Genomic DNA, 12379 nt, shown 5'->3' with positions numbered 1-12379 from the left:
CCTCTATTTTTTTATCTTGCTGCAGATCAGGCGCGCATCTGCAGGAGCTTCTGCTTGAGCTCGCCTTCCAGACGGTGCATCTCCGTCTCCGCCTCCCGACGCTTCTGCCGACCTTCCTGCTGGATCCGCATCACCTCATCCAGCGTGGAGATCAGCGATTCGTTGGTCATCTTCAAAGTCTCCATATCCACGATTCCCCGCTCCGACTCTTTTGCGGCATCAATGGTAGCCATCTTAAGCTTGGCCGCATTCTTTTTCAGGAGTTCGTTGGTCATATCCGTCACTTCCCGCTGAGCCGCCGCTGCCTGGGCCGAATGCTCCACGCCCAGAGCCAGCACCATTTGACTCTTCCACAGCGGGATCGTATTGACAATGGTGGACTGGATCTTTTCCACCATCAGCGTATCATTGCTCTGGACCATCCGGATCTGAGGCGCTGTCTGCAAGGACACCTGCCGGGTCAGCTCCAGATCATGCAGCTTCTTCTCAAACCGGTTGCACATGGAATCCAGGTCCCTGGCCGCCTGTGCGTCCTCTGCCAGTCCGCTGGCCTGGGCCCTCTGGAACAGAGCCGGAAGCTGACCGGTCTGGATCTCATGGAGCTTCTTCTTTCCTGCCATGATGTACATGGTCAGCTCCTTAAAATAAGTCAGGTTCAGCTCATACATCTTATCCAGCAGGGCAACATCTTTCAAAAGCTGGACTTGGTGGGACTCCAGCACCTTGCAGATATGGTTGATATTGGTCTCCGCCTTGCTGTACTTCGCCTTCATGGCGCTGATCTTATTGGCCGGCTTTTTGAAGATTCCCAGAAAGCCCTTCTCTTCCTCTTCATCAAAACTTCTCAGTTCCTTTACGACGCCTGTGAGCAGGTCTCCCACCTCTCCCAGATCCTTTGTCTTGACATTTTCCAGGGCACTCTCCGAAAAATCCGCCATCTTTTTCTGCGTTCCCGCGCCGTACTGCAGGATCATCTGTGAATTGGTCAGATCAATCTTCTCCGCAAACTGCTCTACGGCATGACGCTCCTCCGCTGTCAGGACATTCTCGTCAAAAATCGGCTTTTCCGGTTCCGCCGTGATCACCGGCGCTGCCGGCGCCTTCTCCTCCGCAAAAGGATCCAGCGTCAGCGTCGGTGTCGTCGTAAATGCGTCTAATTCATTGCTCATAACAGCCTCCCACTTTTTCGTATTTTCTATTCTTTAATGGACTTCCTTAAAGTCCCCTTCTGTCAGCCCTTCCTGCGCCAGCATCGTATGCAGTACAGAGATATCGGAGGACACATCCCACGCCGTATCCTGGAACAGGCTGTCCAGCAGCTTTTCAAATGCCGCGTTCAGCGTATCCAGCGTCTTTTCGATCTCCCTCTTCGAGGAAATGATGTTCTCCCCCTGTACCGGCTGGGCATCCAGATCCTGATACGCCTCCAGAAGCTTGACCGTCGTCGGAAGGTAATAATCCATCATCCGGTGGATATCCGACACGGAATCCGGATTCTGTTCCACCCGGTCAAAGATCCGGTCAACCAGGATTTCCATCCGGGAAATCTTCGCGGAGATTTCCGCCCCCGGAATGGCATCGTTGCAGGCATGGATATTCTGAATATATTTTTCCCCCGTCTTAATGATCCTGCGAACCTCGGGGGAAAGCTTCGAATCCGGCGCTTCCGCTTCCTTCTGCACTTCCTTTGCCCGCTTTCTGGCAGCTGCCTCCTGCTGCTCTTTTGTCTCTGTGTTGATCCGCTCCCTCTGCTGCTGCAGATCCGTATATTGCTTATAAGCATCGTCGCTGACCATAAGGCAGGTCTTCTGTCTGTCCAGATGGCCCTGGCGGAACCAACCCTTCTGGATCATTTTTTCCAGATCCTTCACCACGTACCGCCGAGATTTTCCCAGATGCTCTGCCAGTTCTTTTATATTGCAGTATTCCCGGCTGCCCAGGCTGCTGATGTAACCGCGGAACCGCTTGACTCTCCCGCGGATACTGCTGCCTGCCGCCGCCATGCCGCCGAATCCTGCCGCGAAAACTGCCGTGCCCCCGCAGGCTGCCCAAAAGCCGGCACTCATATCTCCGGTTCCGATCCCGGCCAGTACGATCATTGCCAGCCCGATCAGTGAAATACTCCCCGCGGCACATCCGATCCCATAGAGCACCGTTCCTCCGACCTTTGCAGGAGTAGTTCCTGCATACAGCGCCGGAAGCTGCTTCTTCGTCTCCGGATGGTATGGGCCATGATCCATCTCACGCTCCTCTACAGGCTTATCCCGGTTGCCGAACCTGGAATAGTATGCCTTATTCCAGTTATATCTCCGGTCGGTCTGCCCGTATGTACCGCTGGCAGCTCCCTGCCCCGGCTGGTCATACGAAGCGCCGTCGGCCTGTCCCGCTCCCTGACCAGGCTGGCCGTTCATTCCTCCGAACGTCCCGGTCTCCCGGCCGTTCCAGTTCATAGTAGAGCCCTGCTGCCATCCGGTATCCTGCTGTCCGAAATGTCCCTGGTACTGATATCTGTCGTTATAGGAGCCCTGCTGCTTTTTCCTGCTGCCGTTCCAATGGTTCCTGTTCTGACGCACGCCTCTGGTGATCTCTCCCGCGGCATCCTTCATGCCCCTGGTGATTCCGTCCGCCGCACCGTTGATCGCGTCTGTAATTGTCTGATTTAATCTGCTGAAGTCTCTGGAATCCACCGCATCCTGTACATTCCTGCGGATCTCTTCTCCGAATCTTTCCCACTCCCGGTTATCCATCCTATCCTCCCGCTTTCTTACAAAAACTTAGTGCTTGACCTCACAAAAGTTTTATATCATAATCAGTTTAGACAGATTGCGGCAAAAAGTCAAGAAATATACACAAATATCTATCACTTTATCGCAATGCAAAACCATTATTTTCTATTGATTTTGTCATAGATTTTAATGATTTTCAACCCATTTATCCCATTTGTTTCTATTTTGAGTATCATTCAAGTATCAATTTACCTCTAATTTTTACGCCATCTCAAACGGATTCCGGCCGCTTACCGTTTGCCGCAGCTTTGCTTCCTCAATGATTTCATCGAAGATTACTCTGCGGTTCAGGTTCGCTGTAAAACGATAGTTTCCACCGCCTGACTGATTTCCTTTCGCTTCCTCCCGTACAATCTTTCTCAGGAGAGACTCCGGCGCTTCAATGTTGTTTCCGTGCTTCTGGTCGCCTAACACAGCCATAAATTCACGGTTTGGTGGGATAACGGCGCCTGTGGCAAGGTATGGTATCTGGCCGGGTGTCCATGTTGGAATATTGAAGCCTAATTTTTTGCCACCAACTTTAGGAACCCAGTCCGGAATATCTATGCGAAGACTATTCAGTTTTTCTGCAATAATATTTTCTTTTTCTGCTTATCCGTCAGACGTGCCGCCATCGTTGCCACCTCCCCATACTTCAACTGCCGCACTGCTCAATGCATCTAGTAAAGAATTATCCAGATCAGCTTCTTGCTCCTGCTCATTCAGCTTGCTTTCAAACTTCTGCAATTCAAATTCCAGCCTTCTCACTTCCATCGGCTCGCATTGGTCAAGATACTGCTTCCCCAGCCAGATCGCCATAGATGCGTTTTTCTCCGCAAGCTGAAACTGAGCCCTTCGAAGTCTTATTTTGCCGCCATTCCGCTTTTTAGAGAAAATGTCCGCAAAACCCTCCTGATATGTACGCTTGCACCAGCGTTAAATCGTATCAACAGATACATTAAAAAAGAATGCGATTTCGCTTTCTGTACACTGCAGAGCACACAGCTTTTCAAATTCTTCCTGGTCAATTTCTTTTCTTGGCCTTGCCACGAATACACCCCAATTCCCGCTCTATATTCTGCGAAATATGCACAACAAAGTCTATATTGCTCCTTCCACAGAACTCAATTAATTCATCAACTTTCTTATCGTCTATGTAATCATAGGAAGCCCCTGGGATTTCCAGATATTCTTCCGTTGTCCTAAAGAATACCGTTACGCTTCCGCAACCTTGAATCCTACCCAGAAGTTCAAGCAACTCTTTTTCCCGTTCTGTATATTCATCAAATTTCAGAAACCATATATGTGCTTCAATCCTCCACTTCGGCTCATTCATACTATGCCTCCATAATCTTCCATTCTTTCGTCTTTTTCTTTTATCGTACTATAAACCAAGACTTGATTTGTACCATCTTTAACGGCTTTTTCAGCGCCATCCACCCGGCAGATAGAGGCGAAAAGTCTGATAACTCCCCGCCTCCGTCCACATTACTTTTTCTTCATATGTACCACTGCCGCAATGACCAGCGCAACGATCTCTACAATGAGAACCGCAAGCGCTCCGCACACAAACTCTGGTATAAACATTTGGCTCACCCCCTTTCACCGAAACCGTACCGGTTATTTTCCGCTTATTCATTGCTCGCCTATACATTTTGAATCTGCTGCTGGTAACAGCTTCATCAAAGAGTGTAAGTTATCCTCATTTCATTTTCCGATCCATCTGGTCATATTCATTATGCCGCCGGGTTCCGGTGTGGGGCACCGTTCCCCGGAAGGCATAAAGATCAAAATAAGTCATATCTGGCTTACCCAATGGCCCCGGCCATGCAAAGCACAACTATAAGAGCCAGGATAAACCCGAGAACCTCCGCAACCATGCCAGCCACAAACCAGCATAGAAATTTGAGTCTTTCAAAATCCATGGGTTCCTTGTTTCTGCGGCTTCTCAGGATGATTTCATTGATATCTGGATTCATGCCATTGCACCTGCCTTCCTCCTTGCTCTGTCCATCCGTTTCCCATCCATCACACCATAAAAGTACGCCTGAGAAATTGCAATACAAGTTGGAAGATGTTTCTTTTCCAACGCAATTAATACCCATTTAGCAAATGAATCATCAGGCATTGCGGAATCTAAACTTTGATGCTCAATCTTAAACATATCTTCCTGAACCCGCATCTGTATTTTAAATGCATCCATAATGCGCAGGTTTATTTTGAACTTCTCCCCGAATCGCTCCCTGTATTCTTCCCGTTCCCTTGCGCTTGCCGGCAGATAAGCCTTTGCCAATTTCAAATTAAGCTCATACTGATCATGGTCCCTATTCAAAACAAGATATCCTTTTTCTGAATCAATAAACAATGTCAGGTTTCCAAGCGTCAATCCATCCTCCCATTCTGAGAGAAAAGAGGATGCCTGTTCAAGCGTTAAATCGTTAATGCCGCAACTTGCCAGTTTCAAAGATTCGTCAATAATTTCATACATAATGTCACTCTCCTTTTCTTTTCAATTCACTCAGCAATGCAACCGCAAGTTGTATTTTCTCTTCTGTATAGGCTAAAGCCTTTTTCATAAATTCCAGAAGATACGGCTTCTCTATAAGTGTCCGCTCAATTTCTGATTGCTCAGAAAGCATTATGTTATTTTTCACAGTTCACTCTACCTTTCCGCCGGATTCCGTGATATTATGTAATTGTGGTTGTACAGTTCCGGCTGTATTTGTCCTCACTGGTGTTACTGCGCCGGTGAGGGCGTTTTCATTCCTTCGTCATATAATAGCTGCATTCTCTCCGTCTCTGGGCTTCAAAGATTTCCATCAAAACTTCCTTTGCTCTCTCAACTGTTGGATATTCTCCCAGCGTAGGATTCGGGTGTGAATTGCACAGGATATAACCAACGAAACGATCCGGATCATCCCTGAATGCTTGCACCGCCCACATTTGCTTTGGATAATCTATAATTCCATCACGGGCTTGCGTCATAATCTTCATTTTCCCGGCTTTTTCATTCCTGCTCTGCACCGGCATCCCTCTGACACACAGCATACTGTCACCAACGAACGGTTCCGGCTCATAAACACAGTCGGACAGCTTCTCTAAAAGTTCCACTGAATTTCCGATCTTGTCCAGCTTTTGGGTGATGTCTGCCAGGCTGAGGTTGATCCCTTCCAGGGATTCTGCCAGACGGGTTAATAGTTGTTCGTTCATATGTTCTCCTTTCTGATTCTCTCTATGTATCAATAAACTATTCATATCATTCATATGGATTCATACAAAGTTCTGCCATCCTCAATTGCACCTTATCTTGACTGACTTTTAAGTTAGTCATTGTTTCCATCTTGTTCACCTCACTTACAATATTCAGCGCAATACCACGCTGTTTTTATATCATAACAGCTTGTTACTGCGCTGTCAATATGCAAAAAAGATTTTTTTTGCGCTGTTATTTTTCTTATAACTGTGCTATACTAATTTTAAGGTAGGTGAAAAGATGTCAGAAACAAGTAACGATATCAAACGTATCAGGAAAGAAAGAAAACTAACTCAAAAAAAATTAGGCGAGTTATGCGGAATTGCTGAATCGAATATTAGAAAATATGAAAACGGAAAACAAAACCCCAAGGCGGAGACACTAGATAAAATAGCAGAAGCATTGGATGCTATGATATATTATGACCACGATTCTCGCCAACACCGTCTTATCAAATTCGAGGAAGGTCAAGTTACTCGCACTATTCGTACTTATGCCGATCCCGACCCAGAATATACTCAAAAACAAGTTGAAGAACTCCTAAAAAATGAATCGAGAAACATAGATTATGATCACTCCTATTCATATGCCAGCTCAGAAGAAGATTTTAATAAAAATCAAATAGAACTTACGAACAAAAAAGACGGCAATGCTCATAAATATGATGCAAGTATTCGTACAGAAATTACACCAGAACAAATAGAACGAAACAAAATACAAAACAAATTACTAGTTGGAGAAAATGTAACACCAGAGGAACTTGAAATACTAAACGATTACTACAGTTCAGAACAATTTAGAAACTCGTATAAAAAATTAAAAGAAGTCGCTCAGGAAGGCCTTGCAACTATAAAACGACTCCAAACCGCTTATAGCAAGCTAAATGATATCGGACAAGAAAAGGTTGCTGAACATGCCGAAATGATTGCAAAAATACCGGAATACCAGAAGGATCCAGACGAACCCCAGGAGGATTAATCTTGGGTACCCCATTGGAGCCAAGGCCAATTTTGGTTTTGTTGCTCTGTACATGGTGATTTATTTTGCGGGGAGGTGAAACATGAGTGTAGAAGAAAGGCTGAGACAGCAAGGCGTAAAAGTAAACGGCACGCTCGATATTCGAGCTGGGTTTGAATTTATGAGGAAGGCATTTGTTGATGAGTACGGGTTGATAATCAATTTTAAGCTTCCGGAAGATGAACAGGAGGGGGAGGATTCACTGCGTATAAAAAGGAATCGTACCGAAAGAGAAAAAGAGAGGTTGCAGTGATAAAACTCAGGATTCTCTGCATAGCAATCGTTTTTTTGCTCGGGAACATCACTTGCTTTATTTTCAGTCTGGTATGCAGATAAAAAGAGCGCACAGGCTGGTAGCCAGATTTTGCGTTCAGAAAGATAACCAATTTCCTTTTATTAGGGAAGTAAGGGATTTGTAAATGGAAGGAGAGACACTCTTAAAATTATTCAGTCTGGCCAGATAGCATTTGATGTTACTCTTGCAAAAATCTGCATGGCCCATTTAAAATGGTACCTGTTTTCCCGATTTCAAATCGGGAAATTGACGCAGGGATTTTTCTGTGGTGAGGTGGCACTCATAGGACGACCCTCATAATTTCCGGATGGGGCCCTGATTCAGGGCCGTGGTTCCCTCCATTTAGGAGGCTGGGTCTAATCAGATCCTCCCTGTCCCTTCAACACTGAAATATCGGATCATATTTGTTCCCGGATCCGCACATTGAAAATAGTATATCTGCCAAGGGAGCCGAATGGGCGATTACGTCAGCCACCGGACGAAAGAAAGGGGGCTGGTGCTTATGGTTACATATGGAGACTTATTCACATTTGTAATTATGCTTTGCGCTGTTATAACTCTTGTTATTTACATCAAACGCAAAAAGTAGCGCCCTCGTCCTGGTAAGATAAGGCGCTACTTCATGTAACAAATTATTTTCCCGGCGGCTAGGTGTACTCTAGCTTTCGGCTCTCTTGTCAAATATATTATATCTAATAATATGCGCATTGTCAAACCAAAATCCATTCATTTCAAAAGGCACCGCCACGTGCAGGAATGAAAGGAAGATGATAAAATGCCAGCTTATAAAGATGAAAAGACCGGTACCTGGTACTGCAAATTCTATTACGTGGACTGGACAGGAACCCGCCGCCAGAAGATGAAGCGTGGCTTCAAGCTGCAGCGTGAAGCGAAGGACTGGGAGCGCTCTTTCCTAGAAAAACAGTCCGGAAACCCTGACATGACTTTCCAGGCGCTCTATGACCTGTACTTGGAAGATATCCGCTCACGGCTGAAAGAGTCCACCATTGAAGTAAAAAGGCGTTATATAAGCCACAGAATACTGCCCTATTTCAAAAATAAGCCTATCAATGAGATTTCCCCGGCTGATATCCGGAAATGGCAAAACAGGCTTATTCAGGACGGTTTGAAGCCTACTACACAGCGCAATGTAAACAGCCAGTTAAATGCAATCCTGAATTTTGCGGTAAAATACTACGATAGTAATAAGATATTTATAATTTTTTAAGGAGACTATGTCCATGAAACCGGAAATCCTATTTGAAGATCGGCATATCCTTGTCTGTATCAAGCCCGCAGGCGTCCCCACGCAGAGCCGGCAGATCAGTACGCCCGATATGGTAAGCATCCTGAAAAATCATCTGCACAGCCGTCAGGCCAAAAGCGGAGAACCCTATCTTGCCCTGATCCACCGTCTGGATCAGCCCGTGGAGGGGCTTCTTGTATTTGCCAAAACTCCCGCGGCCGCAAAATCGCTCAGCCGCCAGCTCCAGGCCTCCGGCTTCGGAAAGCACTATCTCGCTGTTTTAAGTGCTGTTCCTGAGCAAACGGAAGCGGACCTGGAAGACTATCTGGTAAAAGACGGGCGGACCAACACCTCCCGCGTCTGTACCTCCGATACGCCGGGTGCCAAACCCGCGCGGCTTCATTATCATGTTCTCCGAACCCGGGATTCCCTGGCCCTGGCCGAGATCATTCTGGACACCGGGCGCCACCATCAGATCCGTGTCCAGATGGCGCACATCGGCTGCCCCATTGCCGGGGATACAAAATATACGCCGACGTCCCCCGGACAGACCCGTTCCATATCCGGACCGCTCCGGCTTTATGCGGTAAAATTATCCTTCTGCCATCCCGCGACCGGAGAACCGCTGTCCTTTTCCCATACGCCGCTGCTGCCGTTCTAAACGGCAGCAGTTCTGCAGCCGGCAGCATATAAAAACAGCACCTGGCTGTTTCTTTCACCAGCCAGGTGCTGCTGTCATTTACAATAGTTCCTCATAAACCATTACGATACTTCTTCCTCTCCCCCTGCAGTCTCCTGATATTTTTCCAAAATCATTTCCTGTATCCGCTCTCTCGTGTCAGAGTTAATCGGGTGTGCAATATCCCTGTATTCCCCATCCATCGCTTTTTTGCTCGGCATTGCAATAAACAATCCCTTCTCTCCTTCAATCACTTTAATATCATGAACTACAAATTCATCATCAATCGTAATTGAAACAACCGCTTTTAATTTTCCTTCCTTCGCCACTTTTCGTACACGCACATCTGTGATCTGCATATCCAGTCTCCTTTCTCTGTCTGCATTCCCCGGTACAGCCCTTCGCAAGCCTGTCCATTCATCCCATCATCCGTACCGAAAAGACTTTTTTAACACACCTTCATCTCTTATTATTTTTATATCTGCAGGCCGGCAAAAATCAAGATCCACATCCGGCGGAACCTGTGGTTCATCCGCCAGATCTCCCAAAAGCCGCCAGCCAGACTGCACTTTTTATACTCCCCCGTCCGGGAGGTCCCCGGCGTCTCATTCTGATTTTATATCAGATACCTCTCGTTCCGTTCCACAACTACTTTGATCTCACCCTCTCCTACATGCCTTGTATTCGCGCGGATCGTTCCCCGGCTTTCCACGACACAGTTCTCAATATATGTATGATCTCCCAGATAAACATCATTGAGGATGATCGAATTTTTGATCACACAGTTATTCCCCACAAATACCTTCTTAAACAGCACGGAATTTTCAACCGTACCGTTGATGATGCTCCCGCTCCCGATCAGGCAGTTCTTCACCGCCGCGCCCGGGTTGTATTTTACAGGCGGCAGGTCGCTCACCTTGGAATACACCGCCGGAAGCTCCCGGAAAAAATACTTTCGAACCTCCGGTCTCAGGAAATCCATATTCGTCTGATAATACGCGTCTATCCTGGAAATATTATTCCAATAACCGCTCAGCTTATACCCGTAGATTTTTTTCAGATTCTTATAACGGATCAGGATATCCGTCACAAAATCATAATGCTCTTCCTCTGCGCAGTGCTCCACCAGATCAATAAGAAGCCTCCTCCGCATCACATAGATGCCTGTGGAAATGGTCTGCGAACTGGCCACCATCGGCTTCTCTTCAAATTCCTGGATCCGGGCCGATTCATTCATCCGCACGGTGCCGAAACGTGTCGCGTCGTCGCCGTCCTCCAGATCCTTCACCACCACCGTAATGTCCGCCTTCTTTGCAATATGGTATTCCAATACCTTATTGTAATCCAGCTTATAAACCGCATCGCCGGAAGCGATGATCACATACGGCTCATGACACCGCCTCAGGAAGTCCAGGTTCTGGTAAATGGCATCCGCTGTCCCCCTGTACCAGTAGCCATTCTCCGCCGTAATGGTCGGTGTAAAAATATACAGGCCGCCCTGCTTTCTTCCAAAATCCCACCACTTGGCAGAATTCAAATGCTCGTCCAGCGACCGCGCATTATACTGTGTCAGCACCGCGACTCTCTGAACGTGGGAGTTCGTCATGTTGCTCAGCGCAAAATCAATGGCCCGGTAGCTGGATGCGATCGGCATCGCCGCAACCGCGCGCTTCGCCGTCAGTGCCTGCATCCGTCTGTTGTTGCCTCCCGCCAGAATAATCCCTACTGCTCTCATACACGATCACCTGCCTTTATCAATGTCTCACCGCTCTCCAGTATCCCGTTCAGATAATCCGCCGCAGCCGTCGCGCCGCTGATCGCCGTATTCTTTCCGATCTGTACGTCGGAAGGGATACGGGAATTTTCTCCGATCGTTGCCAGCCCTCCGTTGTAAATGTCCGGCCGCGCGCGGTTGGGCACATCGCTCCCGACCCCGATCACAACATTGCTGCCGATCACCGTATTCTCTGCGATGATCGCCTTTTCGATCACACAGTCCTCCCCGATGACCACATCCCGCATGATGATCGAGTCCCGGATGACACTTCCCTTTCCTACGCTCACTCCCGCGCCCAGCACCGAAGAATGTACTTCTCCGAAAATCTCGGAGCCATTGCTGATAATACACTTGTCCACAACGCCCTCCGGAGATATGTACTGCGGCGGAAGATTCATGCAGTTGGTATAGATCTTCCAGAATTCCTCATAGAGGTTGAATTCCGGTATAATATCGATCAGCTCCATATTGGCTTCCCAGTAAGAACCAAGCGTCCCTACATCCTTCCAATATCCGTTGTACTCATAGGCAAACATCCGCATTCCCTTTGCGCCGCAGTAAGGAATGATATGCTTCCCGAAGTCACAGTTCGGCTGGCTGGAAAGCCGGATCAGCGCTTCCTTCAAAACCGGCCAGCTGAAAATATAAATTCCCATGGATGCCAGGTTACTGCTGGGCCTCTCCGGCTTTTCTTCAAATCTGCTGATCCGTCCCTCTCTGTCCGTCACCAGGATCCCGAAGCGTCCCGCCTCCTCCATAGGCACCGGCATCGCCGCGATCGTCACATCCGCCTTGTTGGCCTTATGGGCGGCAAGCATCACTTCATAATCCATCTTATAAATATGGTCTCCGGAAAGAATCAGCACGTAATCCGGATGGTAGCTTTCCATATAGTCCAGATTCTGGTAAATGGCATTGGCAGTCCCTGTATACCATTCACTGTTCACACTCTTTTCATATGGAGGAAGAATCGAAACCCCGCCTATATTCCGGTCCAGATCCCACGGAATCCCAATCCCTATATGTGTATTCAACCGCAGCGGCTGATATTGTGTCAGGACTCCTACCGTATCCACTCCTGAATTGATGCAGTTGCTCAACGGAAAATCAATAATACGGTACTTGCCGCCGAAAGACACTGCGGGTTTTGCCACCTTTGCGGTAAGAACTCCGAGTCTGCTGCCCTGTCCGCCCGCAAGCAGCATGGCGATCATTTCCTTTTTAATCATGCCGTCACCTCCATTTCTAGTTATTCTATTTTATTATAGCATCATTTCATTGTTAAGTACACAGATTTTACAATTTTTTCTAACTAAATATTCTCTTTTTGTTGGAAATAAACAAAAA

General features: G+C 47.4%; 16 protein-coding genes. 4 read left to right on the top strand and 12 right to left on the bottom strand.

All coding sequences use genetic code 11. From position 1 onward, the window contains the following. Positions 1-26: 26 nt before the first annotated feature. The 9 genes from ACTOY7_RS04660 to ACTOY7_RS04620 all read right to left on the bottom strand — a co-directional run bounded on the left by ACTOY7_RS04660 (position 27) and on the right by ACTOY7_RS04620 (position 5975). Positions 27-1169, bottom strand: coding sequence for a toxic anion resistance protein (locus tag ACTOY7_RS04660; protein WP_160281347.1), 1143 nt, complete (start codon positions 1167-1169; stop codon positions 27-29). Between the two features lie 33 nt (positions 1170-1202). Beyond that, the gene (locus ACTOY7_RS04655) at positions 1203-2747 is read right to left on the bottom strand and encodes a 5-bromo-4-chloroindolyl phosphate hydrolysis family protein (RefSeq protein ID WP_160281346.1); all 1545 of its coding nucleotides are present in this window, start codon (positions 2745-2747) and stop codon (positions 1203-1205) included. A 240-nt stretch (positions 2748-2987) separates the two neighbouring features. Then, on the bottom strand, positions 2988-3206 hold the full coding sequence (locus tag ACTOY7_RS04650) for a hypothetical protein (RefSeq protein ID WP_300884548.1): 219 nt from the start codon (positions 3204-3206) through the stop codon (positions 2988-2990). 171 nt (positions 3207-3377) lie between these two features. After that, entirely contained in the window at positions 3378-3584 is a 207-nt protein-coding gene (locus tag ACTOY7_RS04645; RefSeq protein ID WP_300884549.1) for a hypothetical protein, read from the bottom strand. A gap of 205 nt (positions 3585-3789) precedes the next feature. After that, positions 3790-4101, bottom strand: coding sequence for a hypothetical protein (locus tag ACTOY7_RS04640; RefSeq protein WP_482670366.1), 312 nt, complete (start codon positions 4099-4101; stop codon positions 3790-3792). A gap of 472 nt (positions 4102-4573) precedes the next feature. Further along, the gene (locus tag ACTOY7_RS04635) at positions 4574-4744 is read right to left on the bottom strand and encodes a hypothetical protein (RefSeq protein WP_160283654.1); all 171 of its coding nucleotides are present in this window, start codon (positions 4742-4744) and stop codon (positions 4574-4576) included. After that, positions 4741-5253, bottom strand: coding sequence for a hypothetical protein (locus ACTOY7_RS04630; protein ID WP_482670365.1), 513 nt, complete (start codon positions 5251-5253; stop codon positions 4741-4743). Before ACTOY7_RS04630 ends, ACTOY7_RS04635 begins: the two co-directional genes overlap by 4 nt. A gap of 4 nt (positions 5254-5257) precedes the next feature. Further along, positions 5258-5419 (bottom strand): hypothetical protein, encoded by a 162-nt coding sequence (locus tag ACTOY7_RS04625; RefSeq protein WP_160283652.1) that lies wholly within the window; start codon positions 5417-5419, stop codon positions 5258-5260. 106 nt (positions 5420-5525) lie between these two features. Then, entirely contained in the window at positions 5526-5975 is a 450-nt protein-coding gene (locus ACTOY7_RS04620) for a hypothetical protein (protein ID WP_482670364.1), read from the bottom strand. Positions 5976-6258: 283 nt separating this feature from the next. Here ACTOY7_RS04620 and ACTOY7_RS04615 point away from each other — a divergent pair, with 283 nt between their 5' ends. From ACTOY7_RS04615 to ACTOY7_RS04600, 4 genes are all read left to right on the top strand, one after another. Further along, a complete protein-coding gene (locus ACTOY7_RS04615) occupies positions 6259-6996 on the top strand; it encodes a helix-turn-helix domain-containing protein (RefSeq protein WP_482670363.1) in 738 nt (245 codons plus the stop codon). Between the two features lie 82 nt (positions 6997-7078). Beyond that, positions 7079-7288: a hypothetical protein gene (locus ACTOY7_RS04610; RefSeq protein WP_482670362.1), complete on the top strand. Its 210-nt coding sequence runs from the start codon at positions 7079-7081 to the stop codon at positions 7286-7288. 817 nt (positions 7289-8105) lie between these two features. Then, complete coding sequence (locus ACTOY7_RS04605; protein WP_482670361.1) at positions 8106-8558, top strand: tyrosine-type recombinase/integrase; 453 nt, start codon at positions 8106-8108, stop codon at positions 8556-8558. A 13-nt stretch (positions 8559-8571) separates the two neighbouring features. Further along, a complete protein-coding gene (locus ACTOY7_RS04600) occupies positions 8572-9237 on the top strand; it encodes an RluA family pseudouridine synthase (RefSeq protein ID WP_300885580.1) in 666 nt (221 codons plus the stop codon). Positions 9238-9338: 101 nt separating this feature from the next. Here the strand turns inward: ACTOY7_RS04600 and spoVG are convergent, their stop codons facing one another. The 3 genes from spoVG to ACTOY7_RS04585 all read right to left on the bottom strand — a co-directional run bounded on the left by spoVG (position 9339) and on the right by ACTOY7_RS04585 (position 12261). Continuing rightward, on the bottom strand, positions 9339-9614 hold the full coding sequence (gene spoVG / locus ACTOY7_RS04595; RefSeq protein WP_160283641.1) for a septation regulator SpoVG: 276 nt from the start codon (positions 9612-9614) through the stop codon (positions 9339-9341). Positions 9615-9871: 257 nt separating this feature from the next. Next, positions 9872-10990 (bottom strand): glucose-1-phosphate adenylyltransferase subunit GlgD, encoded by a 1119-nt coding sequence (gene glgD, locus ACTOY7_RS04590; protein WP_160283640.1) that lies wholly within the window; start codon positions 10988-10990, stop codon positions 9872-9874. Continuing rightward, positions 10987-12261 carry a glucose-1-phosphate adenylyltransferase gene (locus ACTOY7_RS04585; RefSeq protein ID WP_160283639.1) on the bottom strand — a complete coding sequence of 425 codons (1275 nt, stop codon included), beginning with the start codon at positions 12259-12261 and terminating at the stop codon, positions 10987-10989. The genes glgD and ACTOY7_RS04585 overlap by 4 nt, the downstream gene beginning before the upstream one ends. Positions 12262-12379: the final 118 nt, after the last annotated feature.

Source organism: Schaedlerella sp. (genome assembly GCF_056796775.1).
The sequence above is the reverse complement of the archived record's forward strand: the minus strand, read 5'-3'. Positions and strand labels throughout refer to the sequence as shown.